A 20359-nucleotide genomic window follows, 5' to 3' on the forward strand; every position below is an offset into this window, starting at 1 on the left:
GAATGGGTTTTGAGCACTTAAATACAATTTATTATTTCATACTTTTTTTTGTAGCTCTTTTTGCTGGTTTTATAGATTCTATTGTAGGTGGAGGAGGGCTTATTACTCTACCAGCACTCATAGCCTGTGGAATTCCTGCGCATTTATCCTTAGCAACAAACAAACTCCAAAGCGTCTTTGGTTCTTTTACAGCTACTTTAACTTATTTTAAATCCACCACTCTACCTCATCTTGCTTGGGGTGTTTTTTTCACAACCTTAGGAGCAGCTATAGGAAGTTATAGTGTTCTTTTTGTAAAAGATGAGCAATTAAAGCTTATTATCTTAATCTTTTTAACTCTTACCTTCTTATATACAGCCTTACGTCCCAACTTAGGCAAACACGAAAGCGAACCTAAAATAAAAAATATCAAAATTTTTCATTTAATTTGTGGCTTAACTTTAGGATTTTATGATGGATTTTTAGGGCCTGGAACGGGTTCATTTTGGATTTTTGCTTGTGTGATGCTACTAGGTTTTAATATGAGAAAAGCGAGCATTAATACTAAAATTTTAAATTTCACAAGCAACATCATTGCTCTTGCTATATTTTTATGGCAATATGAACTTTTATGGGCTGTAGGTTTGCTTATGGGTGTAGGACAAGTTTTAGGAGCTTATTTAGGCTCAAAACTTGTATTAAAAACTAATGGAAAGTTTATAAAAACTTTATTTTTAATCGTTGTAGGAGCTACTATTATTAAAGTAGCTTGGGATTATTTTAGTTAAAATTGACCCCTGAGCTAAGCTCCCACATAGGTAAAAATATACCTAAAGCCAAAAACAAAACTAAAAGCGCTACAAATAAAGTCATCATAGGCTCTAAAAAAATCAAAAATCTATCCATCAAATTTTCGCTTTTTTGTTGATAATATTTGGCAATTTCTTCACTTAATACTTCAAGTCTCCCACTTTTCATCGCAACACTAAGCATAGAAAACACCAAAGAATCAAAAATATCAATCTTTTTAAAAGCCTGACTTAACTCAAGACCAGAATCTATAAAACTAAAAAGTTTTTTATACTGAAAAATTAAAAATTTATTTTCAAGCCCTATAATAGCTAAATCAAAAGCTTTAGATATTGAAATTCCATTTTTTAAAAGCAAAGAAAAAACCATAAAAAAATAATAATTTTGATTATAAATAATCAAACGAGAAATCAAAGGTACTTTTAAAAATAAAAAATCGCAAGAAAAAGCAAAAGAATGAAAATTTTTATAAGCTAAAATAAGCATAACAATAAAAATAACAAACAAAAATATGCAAAAAATTCCATAGTCATCTAAAAAATTATAAATTTCTAACATTACATGCGTGATAAAAGGCAAACTCGCGCCTAAATTTTCAAATAAATCTTTAAAATTAGGCACTACAAAAAGCATTAAAAACAAAAATGCTCCGATAATACTTAAAAAAACCAAAGTAGGATATCTAAAAGCCTTTTTTAATTGTTTTTGACTCTCTAAGCTTTTTTCTCGAAGTTTAGAAATTTGACTAAACACTTCACTGATTTTTCCTGTCTTTTCAGCCGTTTTAATCAAAGCTAACTCCGCACGATTTAATCCAAAATTAGCATTTTCAAAAGCTTGATTTAGATTTTGAGCTAAAATTAAATTGTCTAATATTTTTTTCATAATCTTGCAAGAATGCATAAAATATAATTCTCTAATCGCTTCTTGAACACTTAATCCAACTTCACACAACAAAGCTAGCTCTTTAAAAAAGAGTATAAAATTTTCATCCTTTAATCTCTGAAAATTAGATTTTTGAATTTCTTTTATATCAATGATTTTCCAATTCTTTGATAAGGCTTTTGCTTGTGCTGTATTTAAATTTTCAGCTTTTATAGTTTTTGTATAATTTTGATTGTTTTTAAGAAATTCTACTTCATAAAATTTCATCTTACAACCCTTAAAAGCTCATCTATACTTGTAAGACCTTCTTTGGCTTTTTTTAAACCTTGTTCAAACATAGTTTGAAAGCCATATTTTTTTGCAAGCTCCATTAAAATCGTTTTATCTTGATTTTCCCTAATTGCACAAGCTAAATCTTCATTGATCTCTAAGCATTCAGCGATTAATTCTCTGCCAAAAAATCCACTATGATGACAACGCTCACATCCTTTTGGTTCAAAAAATTCACCTTCAAATTCAATATAATGTTTTTTGCTTTTTTGCTTACACCAAGGACAAAGTTTTCTAACCAAACGCTGTGCTATAACAAGACTCAAAGCCGATGCTATCAAGTAACTTTTTGCTTGCATATCCAAAAGCCTATCAATGGTACTAAGAGCATCATTAGTATGCAAGGTGCTTAAAAGCAAATGACCTGTTAAAGAAGCTTTAAGTGCAATATCTAAACTTTCTTCATCGCGAATTTCTCCTATCATGATAATATCAGGATCTTGCCTTAAAATTGCTCTTAAAACACTATTAAACTCGACTCCAACTTTTGAATTAAGCAAAATTTGCTGCACTAAAGGAATTTTATATTCTATAGGATCTTCTGCGGAGATAATCTTTTTTTCAATACTTTTCAATTCATTTAAACACGCGTATAAAGTTGTGCTTTTACCACTACCTGTAGGACCGGTTAATAAAATCATTCCATTGGGACGATGTAAAATCTTTTTTAAAATTTCTAAATTTTTATCTCCAAGATTTAGTTTATGCAAATCCAAAATTTCTTTATCATGTTTTAAAATTCTTATAACAACACTTTCGCCATAAATCAAAGGCAAACATGAAACACGAAAATCATATCTTTCATTTTCAAAATCTAATTCAAAACTTCCATCTTGCGTTTTTCTTGATTCAGCTAAATTCAAACAAGCTAAAAATTTGACATGAAAAACCAAAGCTTCATAAATATCCTTCTCAAAAATAGCAAATTCACGCAAAATTCCATCAACCCTAAACCTAATCAAAGCATCATCATTCCTTGCTTCTATATGAATATCACTCGCATGAAAAGATAAAATTTCATGTAATAAAAAATCAAAAATTTGACTGATGCAACTTTGATCATCTCTTTTGTGATTTTCTTGCCATTCAAGTCTAAGCTTAATGCTTAATCTTTTAATCTCCTCTTGAATGCGAATTTGATTTAAAATTTTAGCTATCTTTAATTCATCGGCAATTGCAGTGTCGATTTTTTCACAAATCATAAAAGTCTTAACTTGCTCTAAAAGCTCTAAAGAACAAGGTTTGGATCTAATAATCATAAAGCCGTCATTGTTTTTAATAAGCAGAAATTTAAATTTTAAAAGTAAAGAAAAAGGTATACCTTCATAAATAAAATCATTATCTTCATCTAAATCAACAAAATGTAAATTACAAAAATTTGCTAATTTTTTAAAAAAATCCCAAGAAGTGATATTAAATTTAGTGCAAATTTCATCAAGACTTATTTCATTATCAATATAAGCTTGAAAAATTTTATCCATTCTACTTTCCATCTAATTCCATTAAACCATAATAATTTATATAAGCATCTAAAGCACTTTGAGCTTCTTTTTCTTCACCTAAAGCTCTTTTAGCCTGAGCAAAAATCAGCCAAGAATCTTGTTTTTGCTTGTCAAGTTCATTGGCTTTTAAAGTCCAAAATATTGTCTTTTGATAAGCTTTAATATCAAAATACTTCTTAGCTAAATTTAAAGCCTTTTCATAGCTTGGATTTTGATAAAAAGATTTTTTTAAATCAGAAATATTTAAAATTTTAGAATCAATTTCTATCTTACTAATGTGTGTATTTTCCTGCACCGCTTTAACTTCTTCTAGTTCTTTATATAACTTTTCCCTAGAAATCTTATTTTTTTCTTGTAAAATTTGCGCTTGAAGAATCTTTTGCTCTAAATGCTTTTTATGTTCAATAGCTTGCAAATAAATATTTTTTTGCTTATTATATTTTTGCATTAGCACAAAAAAACAAAATGCTATAACTGATATTAAAATAACTAACAATAAATATTTTAAATATTTTTTAAGTAAAAAGTATTTATACCTAAGCTCAAGCTCTTTAATTCTTTCTTGCATATCTTACCTTAATAAGCCATTCTCTAAAGCACTAAGCTTTAAAATATACTCTTGACTTTTATTTTTATCAAAAAAACTATTTATCTCATAAAAACTTTTTAAAGTTTTATCAATATATCTTAAATTTCCTTGAGAAATTTTTTGTAAAAACTTAAGACATTTATTTGAAAAATTCATTCCGAATTTCAATTTAATATAATCATCAAGCTCTAAAAGACTAATATTTTTCAATTCAAAACAAGCACTTAAACGACTTTTAAAATGCTCTTTTTTAAGTATATTTAACTTTTTATGAGAACTTAAAACAAAACTTATAGAATCACTATAAATCCTAATGCTTTCTAGCATTGCATAATCATACATTCCTACTTCATCAAGAATGATTAAACTCTGACCTTGTGAAATCAAAAACTCAATTTTTTCTTTTAAGAAACTCTGATCTTTAAAATTTTCATTAATAAAATCAACATTATATTTTTTTGCCAATCTTTGCAACAATACACTTTTACCACTACCACTTTTTCCCCATAAAAAAATAAAAGCTTTTTGGCTTTCTAAAATTTGATTGATTTGATGAAAAATTTCTTCTCTAAATGGAATAATTTTACTCATAATGCTTAAATCCTAGATCTTTAAGACTTGGAGCGTTTACACTATCTACTATACTTGGAGTGATAATAAAAACAATTTCGGTTACTTTAGAATTTAAAACTTCTCCTTTAAACAAAGAACCTAGGATTGGAATTTTTGATAGAAAATTGATAGAATTTTTCTCATTAGATTTATCGTGAGAAATCAATCCGCCTAAAATTAAAGTTTGATTATTCTCTACTTGCACAACACTAGAAAGCTTTTTTTGTATGGTATCAGGAGCAATAGTTCTTGGTTCTTTTTGTCGTTTATTATCTTCTGGATACTTAAAATCACTTAAGCTTGGATTAATCCTAAGCATTATTTTTCCATCATCAGAAATTTCAGGCAAGATATTGAGTAAAATGCCTACAAAAATAGAATAATTATTATAACTTTCACTAACAGTAGTCCCATTTTCAGTGCCTTTAGAACTTTCTTTAACTTGATAATTTATAGTATCGCCTACAGAAATAATGGCTTGTTGGTTATTTAAAGCCATAAGCTTTGGATTAGAAAGCACGCTAGTTTTTCCATTTTGAGAAAGGAAGTTAATAATAGAATCAAAATTTAAATTCGCCCTTAAACCCAAATTCTTAACAAAACCTTGCCCATTTTGAAACTGAATAAAAGAATTTTCATTATTTACTTGCGAATTTAAACCTATATTAAAATTTTGCCAATTAATCCCACTAGAATGACTTTCATTTAAACTCACAGCAAGTATGCTAACATCGATAATAACTTGTTTTTTAAGACGATTTTCTAGTTTTTGCAAATAATTTTTCACACTTTTTAACTGAGAATTTGTTCCAGTTACTATAATAAGACCTGCATTGGGATTTATAATGGGAGTTTTAGCCTCATAATCTTCATGAGAATTTTTTAATAATACAATAATCTCTTTTTCTATATTTTGCCAAAAATCAAATTTTTCCATACTTTTAATCATATTGTCTTCTGCGTCATCAAAACTACCGCTATATTCACTTTGCCTTGGTTTAGCGTCTACAGACGCTTTAGTTATGCTTTGTCCTTCTCTGATAGAAGTGATATAACTTATCTTAAAAATCTTCGTATTAATGCCTGAAATTCTTAAAATTTTACCATCAAAATCATAGCTAAGATCATGCTCTTTGATAAAAAAATTAAAAATTTCGTCTAAACTCATTTGATGAATATTGACAGAGTTTTGCAATGTTTCTAATTTTTCTTTGGCAATTTTATCTTTAACAATAATACTAAAAGAACAATATTTTGCAAGCTCATCAAGACTTTCTTGTATGCTTAATTTTTCATTAATACTGATATCAAAAAGACGCTTTTGACAATCTAAAGCATAAAGATAATGGCAAAAAAGAATGTTAATTAATATTAATCTTATCATTTTTATTTATTTGGATTGCAATTTCTAAATTATCATATTGGAATTTAATCTCTTTAGTATTTATTTCATGTATTATAGCATCATCAATCATATCACCTTTTTTATACCATCGATCATAAATTTTTACTTTATCAAGCATAATTGCAGTAATTTTAATATGTCTTAATTTTTTCAAAAGTAGGATTCACAAATGGGTTTTGAAGAGTATTAAAATTTATGCGATTTTCTTTATCTATAAGTTTAAAGTACTCTTCAAAATTATCTTGTGCAAACAAAGTGCTAAAACACAATGTAGCACTAAAAATATATTTTATCAGCTTTCAACCTCATTGCTATAATCAGCCATAGCGATACGCTTAAGCTGTCTATAGCGACGTTGAGCGTCTTTTTTATTGCGTTCAAAAAGCTCAGCAGCGTGTTCAGGATTTGCTTTTTTAAGTGAATTATAACGCACTTCATTCATCAAAAATTGCTCATATAAATCCCAATCAGGTTCTTTTCCTGTTAGAGTTAAAGGATTTTTTCCTTGCTCTTCTAAACGAGGATCAAAGGTATAAAGTGGCCAATAACCACATTTTGTAGCAAGCTCACCTTGCTCTCCTGAATAACCAAGCCCACCTTTAATACCATGAGCTATACAAGGAGAATAACAAATCACCAAAGATGGTCCATCATAGGCCTCAGCTGCAGTGATAGCTTTGATAAGATGAGTATAATTTGCCGTTGAATTTACTTGTGCTACAAAAATATAACCATAAGTCATAGCAATTTGACCTAGATCTTTTTTCTGTATAGGTTTGCCTGCTGCTGCAAACTGTGCTACAGCTCCTGTTCTAGAAGATTTTGAACTTTGACCGCCTGTATTAGAATAAACTTCTGTATCAAGCACTAAAATATTTACATTTTCTCCACTTGCTAAAACATGATCAAGTCCGCCATAGCCTATATCATAAGCCCAACCATCACCACCAAAAATCCAGTGAGATTTTTTACTTAAATACTGTTTAAGCTCTAATATATCTTGTACGGCTTTAATATTTTTATTTTGCTCTAAAATAGGGATCATTTTATCTTTAATTTCCACAGACATAGCACCATTGTCTTTATTTGCAATCCAATCTTTAAAAAGGGCTGATAAAGCATTTGGAACTTCTTGCATACTTTCATTCATGATATGTTCAATGCGGTGTCTTGTGTTTTCAGTTGCAATTTTCATACCCAAACCAAACTCAGCATTGTCTTCAAAAAGTGAATTTCCCCAAGCAGGACCGTGTCCATTTTTCACACTTTTTCTATAAGGAGTTGATGGAGCTGAACCCCCATAAATAGAACTACAACCTGTCGCATTAGCCACAATCATTCTTTCACCGAACAATCTTGTAATTAAAGTAATATAAGGAGTTTCCCCACATCCAGGACATGCCCCATGGAATTCAAATAAAGGTTGGGCAAATTGTGCTCCTTTTGTGGTTTCTTTATTTAAAATATCATCTTTATAAGTAATTTCTTTAAATAAATAATCCGCATTTTCTTGCTCACCAAAATCCATCTCTTCTTGAAGTGGTACCATAACCAAAGATTTTTCTTTAGTAGGACACTCATGAACACAAAGCTCACAGCCTGTACAATCAAGTGGAGAAACTTGGATTTTAAAGCTTAATTTTTCTCCTTTGGTTCCTTTAGCTTCTAAAGCATGATCTTTTACTCCACGAGGTGCATTTGCCATTTCTTCATCATTAATCAAAAATGGCCTGATAACAGCATGTGGACAAACTGAAGCGCATTGATTACATTGAATACAATTTGCCTCTATCCATCTTGGTACCATAACCCCAACACCGCGTTTTTCGTATTCGGTTGTGCCGTGTTCAAAACTTCCATCTTCATAACCTAAAAAAGCTGAAACAGGTAAATCATCACCCTTGGCTGCGTTCATAGGTTTTACGATTTTTTCAACAAATTCAGTGCCTTTATAGGCATTGGTTTGTTCTTTTTCTTTAAGCTCTAAATTTTTCCAATTTGGATCCACTTCAACTTTTACAAGTCCATCAGCCCCCACATCAATAGCTTTGTAATTCATTTCTACAATAGCATCGCCTTTTTTACTATAAGATTTATACGCAAGCTCTTTCATGTATTTTTGTGCGTCTTCATAAGGAATGATTTTTGCAAGTTTGAAAAAGGCTGATTGCATAATGGTATTTGTACGATTTCCCAAACCTATATCACGAGCTAGTTTGGTTGCATTGATGATATAAAAATTTACTTCTTTTTCAGCTAAAGTTTTCTTTACTGCATCTGGAAGTTGTCTTATGGTTTCTTCAGCATTCCAAATACTATTTAAAAGGAAAGTTCCTCCTTTGCGAATTCCTGCTAAAACATCATAAATTTCCAAATAAGCCGCTACCGAACAAGCGATAAAATGCGGAGTTGAAACAAGATAAGTTGAACGGATAGGTTTTTTAGAAAATCTTAAATGGCTTCTTGTATAACCCCCTGATTTTTTAGAATCATAAGCAAAATAAGCTTGAGCGTAAAAATCCGTTTTATCCCCGATGATTTTAATCGAGTTTTTATTTGCACCCACAGTTCCATCAGCACCAAGTCCGTAAAATAAACATTCGATCGTACTTTCATCTCCAAGTGAAATTTTCTCTCCAGTACTCAGTGAAGTATGAGTTACATCATCAACTATACCTACAGTAAAGCCATCTTTTGGATTATCAAGTTTAAGATTTTCAAATACTGCTATCATTTGAGCAGGATCAACATCCTTTGAAGAAAGTCCGTATCTTCCACCTACTATAACAGGAGCATTTTCTCTTCCATAGAAAGCTGATTTTACATCAAGATAAAGTGGTTCCCCAAGACTTCCTGGTTCTTTGGTTCTATCTAAAACTGCAATTTTTTTCACTGATTTTGGCATAACATCAAAGAAATATTTTAAACTAAATGGGCGATAAAGATAAACTTTTAAAATCCCTACTTTTTCACCCTTAGCATTAAGATAGTCCACTACCTCTTCAAGTGCTTGAGTTACAGAACCCATAGCAACAATCACACGCTCTGGCTCTTTGTGACCATAATAAGTAAATGGCTTGTATTCTCTACCTGTAATTTTTGAAATTTCTTGCATATATTCATTAACAACATCAGGCAAAGCATCATAAAAACGATTGCTTACTTCTCTAGTTTGAAAATAAATATCATCATTTTGTGCCGTTCCGCGTGTTTTTGGATTTTCTGGATTTAAAGCATTATTTCTAAATTCAAGCAAAGCTTCTCTATCTAATAATCTATCAAAATGCGCATAATCCATCACTTCAACTTTTTGAATTTCATGGCTTGTTCTAAAACCATCAAAAAAATGTAAAAATGGCACTCTTCCCTTAATCGCAGCTAAATGTGCTACACCAGCTAAGTCCATGGTTTCTTGCACAGAATGCGAACAAAGCATAGCAAAACCAATTTGTCTTGCTGCATAAATATCTTGATGATCACCAAAGATAGACAAAGCTTGAGCAGCCAAAGAACGCGCTGCTACGTGGATTACACAGGGGAGTAATTGACCTGCTATTTTATACATATTTGGAATTTTAAGGAGTAATCCTTGAGAAGCTGTATAAGTTGTCGTCAAAGCCCCAGCTTGTAAAGATCCATGCACACTACCTGCAGCTCCTGCTTCACTTTGCATTTCTACGATTTTTACAGGAACTCCAAAAAGATTTTTTTTGCCTGCAGCTGCCCACATATCGGTGTAATCAGCCATAGGAGAACTAGGTGTAATAGGATAAATTCCAGCAACTTCAGTAAAAGCATACGCAGCGTATGCAGCAGCCTCATTTCCGTCCATAGTTTTCATAATTTTACCCATTGAGACCTTCCTTTATATTGATAATTTTTATAATTTTTTAGCTATCAATTTACTATAAATTCTCTTAAAAGGCGTTTAACGAAAACTTGAAATTAGTTTAATCTAGCTATATAATTAACAGCCTCATATGCATTTAAAAATACCATAGAATAGGCTTTTAATTCATTTTCATTGCCATAGCCACAAGCTAAGGCCAAAGGAGTGATATTAGCAGAAATTGCAGCTTGAATATCTAGTATTGTATCGCCTATCATATAGGCATTTTCTTGAGTTTTATTGAGTCTTTTTAAGGCTAAAATTATAGGTTCGGAACTTGGCTTTGGATTTGTGACATCTTCAAGAGTAATTAAAGTTTTAAAGAATTTTTTAACTCCCAAATAATCAAGTAAAATCGGAGTAAATTTACCTCCTTTTGTTGTAACTATACCAAGATCTGCAATTTCGCTTCCAAGTTCTAATGCTTCTTTTGCTTTAGGCAAAAGAGTAGTTTGTTCTAAATAAATTTGTGCATAAATTTCACGATAAGCTAATACAAATTCTTTACTTAAATTTACTTTATCTGGATAAAGCATTCTAAACATTTGCTCTAAAGGATAACCTATGAGATTTTTGATTTCTTCATTATTTTTAGAAGTTAATCCAAGGGCTTTAAAAGCTCCTTGGAAAGAATTTAAAATAGCATCAGTAGAATCAATTAAAGTGCCATCTAAATCAAATAAAATAGTTTTATTCATTATCTTAAAATAAATTTAGCATCCACTCTTCTATTATCCGCTCTACCTTCTTTAGTGTCATTGCTTGAGCGAGGATTATCTTGACCATAACCTACTGTTTTGATGCGACTTTTTTCTACACCATATTTTTCAAGTTCATTAGCAACACTTTTAGCACGTCTTTCAGAAAGCTTTTGATTATAAGCTCTTGAACCGATATTATCTGTATGTCCTTCAAGAATAGTATCATATCTTTCATTTTCATCTAAAACTTTTGCAATTTCTTTGATTTTTTCTTGAAAAGTTGGATTTATAGTAGTTTTATCAAAACCAAAATGACCTTCCAAAGAAATAGTTTTTTCGCAACCATTTTCATCTAACAAAGCACCTTCTCTTGGCTCTACAGGACATTTTGTTTGTGGAGCTGGACGAGTATCAGCAACTTCTTCTACAGCTTTTTCCTTTTTGCCACCAAAACCAAAACTAATACCTAAAGTTGAAACCCAATTATGGTTTGCATGATTAAAATTAATTTGATCTCTAGTTTCAAGTCTTAAAGCCAAAGAATCACTAAGACGGAATTTTACACCCGCGCCATAATGTCCAAATCCACCGCTTTTATTATCATAAGCAGCATTTGAAAAATCTTCATATCCTCCACCTGCTAAACCATAGAAATAAAATTTCTCACCCACATCAATACCTTTAATAGCACTCAAATAAGTTCTTGTAATATCTGTAGTTTTATTTGTATTTGTATATTTAACATCAGAATAATGCTCTAACCCAAATTCTAATTGATCAAGCCAAAAATCGTCAAAATGATAACCAAGTCTAATCCCTGGTGCATAACGATTATCCATATCTAAATTACCTTCAAAGTAATTATAGTTTAAAGTTGGAGTGATTTCAAATTTTACATTGTTATCAGCACCGAATAAAACACTTGCCAAACCTAAACATAAGAATATTTTTTTCATAGAAAAAACCTTTCATTGTGTTATAAAATAAAAATTTAAATTTTGCAATTATATCATAAATGACAGAAAAAAGGATGAGTTTTATAAAAAATTGTAGAAAGGTGGGAAAATCCCACCAAAAATATTAACGTTTAGAGAATTGCGGACTTCTTCTTGCTTTGCGGCGTCCATATTTTTTACGCTCAACAGTTCTACTATCTCTAGTAAGAAGTCCTTTAGGTTTTAATAAGGCTCTAAAATCAGCATCCATAGCTGCTAAAGCTCTTGAAATTCCATGCCTTAAAGCTTCAGCTTGAGCACTATAGCCCCCGCCTAAAGTAGTTGCTTTAATATCCATTGAAGTTTCTTGTTTAGTCACAAGTAAAGGTTGAACCACTTTAAGCTTAATCGCCTCGTGTCCACCAAGCCAAGTGTTTAAATCAACACCATTAACACTAATTTTACCACTACCTGGTTTTACCCATACCTTTGCGATAGCAGTTTTTCTCTTACCTGTTGCGTATGTTGTTGCCATGATTATTTTCCTTCTTTAGCAATTTGCGCAGTGTGTGGGTGCTCACTACCCGCATAGATTTTTAATTTTTTAAGCATAGCTCTGCCCAAATTTGTTTTAGGAAGCATACCTCTAACTGCTAATTTATATAATTTTGCAGGATTTTTTTCAAGTAAATCACCAAATTTTTCGCTTTTTACACTTCCAAAATATCCTGAATGTCTATGATAAAGCTTATCTTCTGCTTTATTAGCACCTGTAAATACAGCTTTTGAAGCATTGATGATAATTACATAATCACCACAATCAACATTTGGAGTAAAGCAAGGCTTGTTTTTACCTCTCAAAATTGTTGCTACTTCAGTTAAAAGACGACCAAAGCGTTTGCCTTCTGCGTCTAAAACAATCCATTCTCGTTTTACTTCGTTTGGCTTTGTTATCTTTGTCATAATTTTTACCTTTGCCAAAAATTTAAAATGTGATTGTATAAAAAATAATATTAATTTTTACTTAATTTAAGTAAAAATAAAGTTTATATTTCCAAAATTTGAATTTCATTTTCCAAACAATAAACTATAAAAGCACGCACTTTATCTTTTTTCAAAATTTCACTAATGGCGATCTTATAAGTTCTTACTTGCTCTTTATGTTTATCTTGCATAGCAAGACCTGTTTTATAATCAATTATGAAAGCTTCTTCATCTTTTAAGGCAAGCAAGTCTAATTGTTTAATTTCTCCATTAAAACTCAAAGCTTGTTCTTTTAAAAGCTTTCCATCACCAATCAAATTTTGAAATTGAGTATTTTTAAGTAAAATTTCAATTCTTTTAAAAAGCTTTTCAAAATCACTCTCATCCAAAAAATGTCTAAATTTGCTCTTGCATCTTTGAGTAAGCATTTGAAAATTTTCACCCTTAGGAAGTTTTAAATTTTGCATAAAAAAGTGAAAAGCATTTCCAAAATATAGCTCTTTACTATCAAGCTTTTCTTCACTTTGAACTTCTTGTGGGCTAATTTTTTCAAATTTTTGTAAAGCTTGAATACTTTCTTTTTTAACACTTAAAATTTGCTCTTTGCTTTCTAAAAAACCTCTCTCTTGAGAATATATATTTAAAAATCCCCCCTTAAAATAACTTGGATAATTTCCATTTACACTTTCTTCGCTTCTTTTTACGATTATCAAACTTTCCTTAGCTCTTGTAAAAGCCACATAAAGTTTATTGATATCATCTTCATAATTTGCTCTTGTAATATTTTCTTTAAAAAGGGTATAAATAGGCTCTTTAGTAAGCTCTCGAATTTTATCCTTAATATGGAGTTGCCAACCTTGATTGATATCATATTCAAGCATGATATCTTCATTGTTTGAATTGTTTTTAGATAAACTATCAAGCAAAATCACATGATCAAATTCCAAACCCTTAGATTTATGCACACTCATAATACTAATTCCCATATTTTGTTCGCTTACTATTTTCAAAGTACAAGGCTCAAATAAAAGCTTTAAAAAATTCTCCTTAGTTTTAGCATATTCGATAAATTGTATTAAAGCGATATCATTTAAATCAAGTTTTAATTCCTTTATTAAAAAAAGTACATTTTCCATAGCATTTTTTGAAAAATCAAGGGTGATTTTTCTCGGCTCAAAACCTAAAAGTTCTTTTAAAAATACCAAGTAAAACTCATCACCAAAAATACAATATTTAGCATATTCTAAAACAAGCCTTACGCTTGCTTTATTTTCAAGTAAAACATTACTTTGAGTAAATGCAGGAATTTTTTGCTCTCTTAAAAAATCCAAAACCATATCTGCATCGCTATTTTTCCAACACAAAATACAAATATCATCATAAGAAATATTTTTAGATCTTAAAAAATTAATTTGCTCAAATAAAGTTTCTAAAGTCTTTTCCTTGATTTCTTGGGCTTGGTTTTTAACCTTTTGTTCTTTAGATTCCACAATACGCACAAAACCGCCTTTTTTACTTTCTAAGGCAAATTGCTCTTTATAATCTTTGATTTTTTCTTTAAAAGTTTCATTAACAAAATCAACCAAAAGCTCTTTAGAACGATAATTAGTATTTAAACTATCACTTTTAATTTGACTAAATTCTTGTTTTAACAAATCAAATAATTCTTTTTTTCCTTTACGAAAGCGATAAATACTTTGTTTTTTATCTCCTACATAAAAAAAAGTGCGATTTTTCTTAACCCCTTCTCCTGAAACAAGCTCAGCGATCAAAGGGCGTAAAATTTGATATTGGATCACGCTTGTATCTTGAAATTCATCAATAAGCAAATGCGAAATAAAACCATCTAAACGAAAATAAATCATATCCTTAAATTCACTGGTTATTAACTCATAAACTTTTTTACTCACATCTTGGAAATTTAAGGTATTTTTATCTTTATGAAATATATTTTTAGCTTCACTATAATGATTTAAAAGATTCATTAAATTAGCAATTTTATAATTTTCAAGCTCTATGGCATAGGTATTTAAAGCATTTATAAGCTCCATTCTTTTTGCACTAAAATGCAAGTTAGTACTTTCTAAATCTTGTAAATATTTTGTACTTTCAAATTTTGTCATAAAACTTGATTGCATAAACACGGATAAATCTAAAACTTCACTTTTGAAATTGTCACACAAATTTTTATAATTTTTTACATGAGTAAGACCCAAACAATAACTTCTTAACTCACTATAGGCTTTATTGATATAAGCTTTAGATGGATTTGGAATTTTAGGAAGATTTTGAAAATAAGCATTCTCATAAAATTTTTCAAGCTCGTTAAAAAAATTTTCTTTCTCATCAACTAAATTAATATAATAAGCCAAATCTTTTAATTCATCTTTTTTAAGAAGTTTTAAAAAAATCTCTCTTACATCAAGTCTCTCTTCACTCATTGTAAAATCACTACTTAAGCCCAAATTTAAAGCAAAAACACGCAAAATTTTTCCGAAAAAAGCATCAAAAGTACTGATTTTTAACTCTGTTCTTAAAAATTCTTCTTTTTTAACATCTCTTAAAGAAATAAGCTCTTCTTTATCTTTACCTAAAAGCTTGCAAAGTTCATTGCATTCACTGGTTTTATTTTCTTTTTCTAAATTTAAAAAAGTCTCAATAATTCTTTTTTGCATTTCATTAGCAGCTTTTTTAGTAAAAGTTAAAGCTAAAATTTCATTAATCCTAGCTCCTTTTAAAATAAGTGCTACAAAACGCACACTCAAGGCAAAGGTTTTTCCGCTTCCCGCACTCGCTTCTAATGCCAAAAAAGGCTCAAATTGACTCATTTTAATTCCTTTTTATAAATGAGTTTATAAGGACAATGCTCATCTTGTTCATTTTCAAACTCTATTTCTTCCTTGCTCATAAGAACCAAATCTTTAAGTCTTTCTCTTAGCTCATCTAAACTTTTAGCTTTTTGATGCAATATTTGCATACTATTTAAATCATAAAAACCCACGTTTGCATTTTCATCATATAAGGCTTGGTAAAAAGCAAGTTGATAAGAATTACTTGGTACTTTTCCACTTTTATAATCAATGATCAAATTGCCTTCTTTTGAACTATCGATACGATCTATAGTGCCCTTAAGTTTTATACTATCTGTTCCGAGCTTTAAAATATTATTTAACTCAAGCTCTGTATGTGCAACATAAAAGCCTTTTGAAAAATGCTCTTTTTCATTTTTAGCAAATTGTATAAATTTTAATTTAAATACTTCAAGATCAAGTTCGCTAATATTGTATTTTTGATATTCTTTATCCAATAAATTTGCAAAAACTTTTATATCAAAATCATTATTTGCATAATTTTTATAATAAATTTCAAGCATTTTATGGATGAAATTTCCTTGATTTTTCGCTTTGCTTTCCTCGCTTAAAACCCTAGGTTCTGCTAAATTTAAAATATAACGATAATAATAAGTTCTTTTTTGATTTTCCAATAAATTAAAACGACTAAAAGAAAGCGCAAACTCGAAAGGATTATGCTTTAAAATAGGAGCTTTTATAGGAGTTAGATTAGGTTTTATGCCTTCATAGTCTAATTTTAAAGCATTAAGATAAGCTTTTTGATGGATATGAGTTTCATAAAAAAAGTCAAAATCAAGTTCATCTAAAAAACGTGATTTGCTTTTTTCTTCATTTTCCACAAAGCAAATACTTACTTCTAAAGCATTCTTCATCAAGCTTTCATAATAAAATCTTTGTAAATTTTCTCTTCTATCATAGCTAATCAATCCTGCTTTTTTACGCACTTCATTGTTTAAAAAAAGTTCATTAACACTTCTTTTAGGAATAAATTCTTCATTAAAATCAACCAAAATTACCCCATCAAAACAAAGCCCACGACTTTCTAAAAGTCCCATTACCGTAACCTTACCTCCGCCTACATCACTAAGGGAAAGTTGTGAAATTTGCATGAAAAAAAGATGGATCAACTCTTTAAGAGTTAAAGACTGATTTTTCAATAAATCTTTAATAAAATAAAGTTCTTTTCGTATCAAATAAACAAGCTCTTGCTTTTCATTTTCTAAAAATAAAGCAAGTAATTTTTCAAAATATTCAAAATCACATTTCTCATCAAAATACTTTTTAAACTCTATAAAATCAAGCTTTAAAGAATGTAAAAGCGTATTGTGATAATCAAAAATCATCTGCGTATCTTCAAAATAATCCTCTTGATTTTTATAAACAAAAGAAGCACTACTAGCACTTTCATAAAGTGCTTGAAATTTTTGATAAAATAAACTTTCTTTAATACTAATCCCACTTGCAAAATTAAGCATATTGTCTTTATCAAAAAGCCTTAAAAACTCACAAAAACTTTCATCTGGAGTTATAACTACAATATTTTCAGGCTTTAAACCTTTGCGTACAAAATGTGAAATTTCATCCATAACAAAGGCGCATTGTAAAGCCCTTAATTCAAAAGATTTGAGTTTAATTTTTGAATTTTTTGTTTTAAAAATTTCTTCTTTTAAAATCTCTTGTTTTGAAAGATTGATTTCATAATAAGTGTTTATTTTTAAATCAAATGTTTTTAAAAAATCAAGTTTTAAAAGATATTCAAGATTAAATTTACTTGTTTTAAAACTTAAAACCACTTCTTTAATCTGAGAAATTTCACTTAATAAATTTTCTTCAAATTTACTCAAAAAACCTTGCAAATCATAAACTATAGCTTCATACTCATCTAAAAAATCTTTATTAAGAGTGTAATTTTTAGGTAAAGAAAGATCATCATAAAAAGAATTTTTTTCAAGCAAAGCAAGATAATTCTTATATACCTCATCTAAAATTTCCAAATGTTCATTATAGGTAGCATAATAATCATTGTTTTTAAGATCTTCTATGCTTTTTTTTTCTAAACTAAGTTCTTTAAAAAAAGAAAAAAGATATTCGTTATTTTTCAAAAAAGCAAAAAATTCTACCGAAATTCCTAGTTTTTTTTCTAAATCCTTACTTTTTAGACAAGCTTCTTGCATTAAAAGCAAACTTTCATAAGAACTTGCCTTATGAAAATTGCTCAAACAAACTTTATCTAAAAATTCACCTATATGAATAGCACTATCTAATAAAGCATTTTGCTGTTTTTTTTGGTTATAATACTCTCTAATTTGTCTTGAAGAACTAAAAATTCTTAATTTCATTGAGCATTTAATTCGTAGCTAAAAAAACCCACTGTTTCTTGATTTGCATAAAACTTTAGCTTAAGCTCCCATCTACCTTTATCTAGTTTAGGTAAAGCGATACTTAAAATTCCATTTTTAACTTGTCCTTCTAACTTTTGATCAAAATTTTTAGTGAATGGTCTTGTAAGAAGAGCTTGAACTTTTAAATCATCAGAATTTATATTTTGTAATGCAGAAATTTTAAAATTTGCAACATAGGAATTTTGATCCACTTCATAACTAGGAATTTTTCTTTTACCAATAAAAGTGATTTTATCATTTTGAAAATTTACTTTAAAAAATTTATCAAAATTTACTTGTTGTTTTTGTATTTGATTGTAATTATTTTCAACATTTTGATAAGAGTCAAAATAAAAATCATCCTCATACACAGGATGGTGACTTGCTATAAAAATCGTTACAATACAAGCAATAATTATAGCCAAAAGTGAAAGCAAAATACCATAAGGCCAAAAACTTTTTTTAGTTTCTAACATTTTTTTTCCTCTTTATTCTTCTTTGTGCATAGTATAACAATGCAAAGCAAATAAATCCATAGATAAGTATTCTTAAGATATTGATAGTATCACGATTTGCATTGCCTATAGAATGTTCTAATTGTAATCCCAAGGATTTTGCCACACGATCTACAATATCTGCATAACCATTAAGTATAGCAGCATTATAAATATCACCTTTATTTGTAGCTAATATCGGCAAAATAGATCCTGTTCCAGGATAAGGACTAAGTACAGCTTCTTTATCAATCAAAGCTAAAGCACCTTTTGAGCCCACTATATCAACTTTGTGAGAATTTTTTGACAAAAGAAGCAATATATAAGATTGAGGAAGTTCTTTTTGTTTATTTAGTAAAGTTTCAATTTCAGTTTTATCACCAACCATAACACCGATAAAAATATTACTTTTTTGGTAAAGCTCTTTTCCTATAAGATTAATCTCATTACTTACTTTTTGACTTAAAATATTTTCATTAAAAAGTACAGCATCAAGAGCAAAAACCCTAGAAGGCAATAAAACAAAGAAGAAGATGGCTAAAAAAAAACCATCTTGTAATATTTTTTTCATCCTATATGAAGATGATTTACGGTCAAAACCGACCAAGCGGTGATTGCAGCAGCAACAACTAAACCAATAACAATTAAATATTCCAAAGCCTTACTCATTGTGCTTCCTTTATACTTCTATGATCTTGTTCTTTTGAACCAAACATCTTTACACTTTGTACATCTTTAAGACTATATGGCTTTTGCATCACTTCTTGCTGAGCTTTAAGACCCCAAATAGTTAAAACTACTAAGATAGCAAGTAACAAAACCGTAGCAATTAACATACCTGTAACACCTGAAAGAGAAAACACGCATCTATTATTATTTTCCATCATTCACCCCTTGAAAGAGAAATTACATACTCGCCAACAGCTTCTTTTTGAATATCATTAAGTGTTGGAAAACTCGGCATTGTTCCTATAAAACCAGCCTTACCACTATGTAAAACATCTACTACAAAAGCTGCAGAACCGTATTTTGTAAGATCTGGGAACATTCCATCTTGACCTTTTCCATCTTCTCCATGGCATGCTGCACAAGTTGCATAAGCTTCTTTACCTTTTGCTACTAAATTTTCATTTGCAGTTTTCTTAATAGCTGAAAGATCTTTTGCTACATAAGCAGCAATAGCAGGGATATCTTCTTCTGCCACACCTAAATCAGCAGCACCAAGCATTTCTCCACCTGGAAAATTCATACCTTTTGAACCATGTTTAATTACATTGATTATACCTTCTTCGCTACCCCAAATATTTAAATTTTGAGCTTTACCATTGATACCATCGCCTGTAATTCCATGACAAGCTGAACACTGAACTAAAAAGATATTTTGACCCATTGCTATTTTATCTTCAGGAGATAAATTTTTAAATTTTTCTTCGAATTTTGTATTATGAGTTGCTACTTCTTCATTGTATTGACCTATACTTGAAAAAGAATTTAAAGGATATCCCCATAGAAAATACCAAATAGCCCAAACAATAGTCAGGAAAAATACCACAGCCCAACCAGTAGGAACAGCATTTTTATACTCTCCTATTCCATCCCAACTATGTTCACTAAGCTCTGACTCGCCTTTTTTTTCTTTCATTTGCTTAAACATTCTACCCACAATAACTAGTGTGATTAAAATGATAAGAATAGCTCCAATTAAAGATAAGAGATTAACATTATCTTCTAAATTTAACCATTGCATTAAGCACTCCTTTTACTTTCTAATACACTATCATCAATATCATCTTTTAAGGCAAGGTTTGCATAATTTTCATAATTTCTCTCGCCTTTTTTTTCTGTTCTATATAAATGATACCAATACGCATATAATACTATTGACAAAAACATCACGAGTGCAAAAAAACCATAACCTTGGAAAATCTCCCACTCATGTTTTTGAACTGTTGCTAAATCAAATGTGATTAAATTTTTAATCACATCAAAAACTATTGATAAATGTTCCATC

Annotated in this window: 19 protein-coding genes and 1 pseudogene; 1 reads left to right on the forward strand and 19 read right to left on the reverse strand. The window is 29.6% G+C overall.

Annotated features, from left to right (window positions below; genetic code table 11):
• The first annotated feature begins 2 nt into the window (after positions 1 to 2).
• Complete coding sequence (locus SR63_RS07005) at positions 3 to 767, forward strand: TSUP family transporter (protein WP_002867032.1); 765 nt, start codon at positions 3 to 5, stop codon at positions 765 to 767.
• On the opposite strand, the gene SR63_RS07010 is transcribed toward SR63_RS07005, so the two are convergent.
• From SR63_RS07010 to SR63_RS07100, 19 genes and pseudogenes are all read right to left on the reverse strand, one after another.
• On the reverse strand, positions 760 to 1941 hold the full coding sequence (locus SR63_RS07010) for a type II secretion system F family protein (RefSeq protein ID WP_002851165.1): 1182 nt from the start codon (positions 1939 to 1941) through the stop codon (positions 760 to 762). The two genes, SR63_RS07005 and SR63_RS07010, sit on opposite strands and share 8 nt — an antisense overlap.
• Complete coding sequence (locus SR63_RS07015) at positions 1938 to 3497, reverse strand: GspE/PulE family protein (RefSeq protein ID WP_002867035.1); 1560 nt, start codon at positions 3495 to 3497, stop codon at positions 1938 to 1940. Before SR63_RS07015 ends, SR63_RS07010 begins: the two co-directional genes overlap by 4 nt.
• Complete coding sequence (locus SR63_RS07020) at positions 3487 to 4074, reverse strand: hypothetical protein (RefSeq protein ID WP_002867036.1); 588 nt, start codon at positions 4072 to 4074, stop codon at positions 3487 to 3489. Before SR63_RS07020 ends, SR63_RS07015 begins: the two co-directional genes overlap by 11 nt.
• Before the next feature lie 3 nt (positions 4075 to 4077).
• The gene (locus SR63_RS07025; protein ID WP_002862129.1) at positions 4078 to 4686 is read right to left on the reverse strand and encodes an ATP-binding protein; all 609 of its coding nucleotides are present in this window, start codon (positions 4684 to 4686) and stop codon (positions 4078 to 4080) included.
• The gene (gene mshL / locus SR63_RS07030) at positions 4679 to 6091 is read right to left on the reverse strand and encodes a pilus (MSHA type) biogenesis protein MshL (RefSeq protein ID WP_002867037.1); all 1413 of its coding nucleotides are present in this window, start codon (positions 6089 to 6091) and stop codon (positions 4679 to 4681) included. The genes SR63_RS07025 and mshL overlap by 8 nt, the downstream gene beginning before the upstream one ends.
• Positions 6069 to 6381, reverse strand: a pseudogene (locus SR63_RS08570) (transformation system protein). Before SR63_RS08570 ends, mshL begins: the two are co-directional and overlap by 23 nt.
• A 23-nt stretch (positions 6382 to 6404) precedes the next feature.
• Positions 6405 to 9965 carry a pyruvate:ferredoxin (flavodoxin) oxidoreductase gene (gene nifJ / locus SR63_RS07040; RefSeq protein WP_002877436.1) on the reverse strand — a complete coding sequence of 1187 codons (3561 nt, stop codon included), beginning with the start codon at positions 9963 to 9965 and terminating at the stop codon, positions 6405 to 6407.
• A 92-nt stretch (positions 9966 to 10057) separates the two neighbouring features.
• Positions 10058 to 10699 (reverse strand): HAD family hydrolase, encoded by a 642-nt coding sequence (locus SR63_RS07045; protein ID WP_002867040.1) that lies wholly within the window; start codon positions 10697 to 10699, stop codon positions 10058 to 10060.
• Positions 10699 to 11658 (reverse strand): fibronectin-binding outer membrane protein CadF, encoded by a 960-nt coding sequence (gene cadF, locus SR63_RS07050; protein WP_002867041.1) that lies wholly within the window; start codon positions 11656 to 11658, stop codon positions 10699 to 10701. The genes SR63_RS07045 and cadF overlap by 1 nt, the downstream gene beginning before the upstream one ends.
• Positions 11659 to 11782: 124 nt before the next feature.
• Positions 11783 to 12172, reverse strand: a complete 390-nt coding sequence (gene rpsI, locus SR63_RS07055) for a 30S ribosomal protein S9 (protein WP_002851459.1) — start codon at positions 12170 to 12172, stop codon at positions 11783 to 11785.
• A 2-nt stretch (positions 12173 to 12174) separates the two neighbouring features.
• Positions 12175 to 12600, reverse strand: a complete 426-nt coding sequence (gene rplM, locus SR63_RS07060) for a 50S ribosomal protein L13 (RefSeq protein ID WP_002779321.1) — start codon at positions 12598 to 12600, stop codon at positions 12175 to 12177.
• Between the two features lie 83 nt (positions 12601 to 12683).
• Positions 12684 to 15449, reverse strand: a complete 2766-nt coding sequence (locus SR63_RS07065) for a RecB-like helicase (protein WP_002877438.1) — start codon at positions 15447 to 15449, stop codon at positions 12684 to 12686.
• On the reverse strand, positions 15446 to 17812 hold the full coding sequence (locus tag SR63_RS07070) for a PD-(D/E)XK nuclease family protein (RefSeq protein ID WP_002877440.1): 2367 nt from the start codon (positions 17810 to 17812) through the stop codon (positions 15446 to 15448). The genes SR63_RS07065 and SR63_RS07070 overlap by 4 nt, the downstream gene beginning before the upstream one ends.
• On the reverse strand, positions 17809 to 18330 hold the full coding sequence (locus SR63_RS07075) for a FixH family protein (protein ID WP_002877447.1): 522 nt from the start codon (positions 18328 to 18330) through the stop codon (positions 17809 to 17811). The genes SR63_RS07070 and SR63_RS07075 overlap by 4 nt, the downstream gene beginning before the upstream one ends.
• On the reverse strand, positions 18317 to 18919 hold the full coding sequence (locus tag SR63_RS07080) for a hypothetical protein (RefSeq protein ID WP_002851454.1): 603 nt from the start codon (positions 18917 to 18919) through the stop codon (positions 18317 to 18319). Before SR63_RS07080 ends, SR63_RS07075 begins: the two co-directional genes overlap by 14 nt.
• Positions 18916 to 19017, reverse strand: a complete 102-nt coding sequence (locus tag SR63_RS07085) for a hypothetical protein (RefSeq protein ID WP_002858872.1) — start codon at positions 19015 to 19017, stop codon at positions 18916 to 18918. The genes SR63_RS07080 and SR63_RS07085 overlap by 4 nt, the downstream gene beginning before the upstream one ends.
• Positions 19014 to 19235 (reverse strand): DUF4006 family protein, encoded by a 222-nt coding sequence (locus tag SR63_RS07090; RefSeq protein WP_072224426.1) that lies wholly within the window; start codon positions 19233 to 19235, stop codon positions 19014 to 19016. Before SR63_RS07090 ends, SR63_RS07085 begins: the two co-directional genes overlap by 4 nt.
• Positions 19232 to 20095, reverse strand: a complete 864-nt coding sequence (locus SR63_RS07095; RefSeq protein WP_002851306.1) for a cbb3-type cytochrome c oxidase N-terminal domain-containing protein — start codon at positions 20093 to 20095, stop codon at positions 19232 to 19234. Before SR63_RS07095 ends, SR63_RS07090 begins: the two co-directional genes overlap by 4 nt.
• A complete protein-coding gene (locus tag SR63_RS07100) occupies positions 20095 to 20358 on the reverse strand; it encodes a cytochrome c oxidase, cbb3-type, CcoQ subunit (RefSeq protein ID WP_002851307.1) in 264 nt (87 codons plus the stop codon). The genes SR63_RS07095 and SR63_RS07100 overlap by 1 nt, the downstream gene beginning before the upstream one ends.
• Position 20359 lies beyond the last annotated feature (1 nt).

This window comes from Campylobacter sp. 2014D-0259 (assembly GCF_008000505.1).
In the GTDB taxonomy this organism is placed as follows: Bacteria; Campylobacterota; Campylobacteria; order Campylobacterales; family Campylobacteraceae; genus Campylobacter_D; species Campylobacter_D jejuni.

Bases quoted from the DNA above. Each gene is read 5' to 3' on its own strand.
- SR63_RS07075 (WP_002877447.1), bottom strand. From the start codon at position 18,330: ATGTTAGAAACTAAAAAAAGTTTTTGGCCTTATGGTATTTTGCTTTCA.
- SR63_RS07045 (WP_002867040.1), bottom strand. From the start codon at position 10,699: ATGAATAAAACTATTTTATTTGATTTAGATGGCACTTTAATTGATTCT.
- rpsI (WP_002851459.1), bottom strand. From the start codon at position 12,172: ATGGCAACAACATACGCAACAGGTAAGAGAAAAACTGCTATCGCAAAG.
- SR63_RS07090 (WP_072224426.1), bottom strand. From the start codon at position 19,235: ATGATGGAAAATAATAATAGATGCGTGTTTTCTCTTTCAGGTGTTACA.
- SR63_RS07080 (WP_002851454.1), bottom strand. From the start codon at position 18,919: ATGAAAAAAATATTACAAGATGGTTTTTTTTTAGCCATCTTCTTCTTT.
- SR63_RS07095 (WP_002851306.1), bottom strand. From the start codon at position 20,095: ATGCAATGGTTAAATTTAGAAGATAATGTTAATCTCTTATCTTTAATT.
- SR63_RS07020 (WP_002867036.1), bottom strand. From the start codon at position 4,074: ATGCAAGAAAGAATTAAAGAGCTTGAGCTTAGGTATAAATACTTTTTA.
- SR63_RS07005 (WP_002867032.1), top strand. From the start codon at position 3: ATGGGTTTTGAGCACTTAAATACAATTTATTATTTCATACTTTTTTTT.
- SR63_RS07070 (WP_002877440.1), bottom strand. From the start codon at position 17,812: ATGAAATTAAGAATTTTTAGTTCTTCAAGACAAATTAGAGAGTATTAT.
- mshL (WP_002867037.1), bottom strand. From the start codon at position 6,091: ATGATAAGATTAATATTAATTAACATTCTTTTTTGCCATTATCTTTAT.
- cadF (WP_002867041.1), bottom strand. From the start codon at position 11,658: ATGAAAAAAATATTCTTATGTTTAGGTTTGGCAAGTGTTTTATTCGGT.
- SR63_RS07015 (WP_002867035.1), bottom strand. From the start codon at position 3,497: ATGGAAAGTAGAATGGATAAAATTTTTCAAGCTTATATTGATAATGAA.
- SR63_RS07010 (WP_002851165.1), bottom strand. From the start codon at position 1,941: ATGAAATTTTATGAAGTAGAATTTCTTAAAAACAATCAAAATTATACA.
- SR63_RS07025 (WP_002862129.1), bottom strand. From the start codon at position 4,686: ATGAGTAAAATTATTCCATTTAGAGAAGAAATTTTTCATCAAATCAAT.
- SR63_RS07065 (WP_002877438.1), bottom strand. From the start codon at position 15,449: ATGAGTCAATTTGAGCCTTTTTTGGCATTAGAAGCGAGTGCGGGAAGC.
- SR63_RS07085 (WP_002858872.1), bottom strand. From the start codon at position 19,017: ATGAGTAAGGCTTTGGAATATTTAATTGTTATTGGTTTAGTTGTTGCT.
- nifJ (WP_002877436.1), bottom strand. From the start codon at position 9,965: ATGGGTAAAATTATGAAAACTATGGACGGAAATGAGGCTGCTGCATAC.
- rplM (WP_002779321.1), bottom strand. From the start codon at position 12,600: ATGACAAAGATAACAAAGCCAAACGAAGTAAAACGAGAATGGATTGTT.
- SR63_RS07100 (WP_002851307.1), bottom strand. From the start codon at position 20,358: ATGGAACATTTATCAATAGTTTTTGATGTGATTAAAAATTTAATCACA.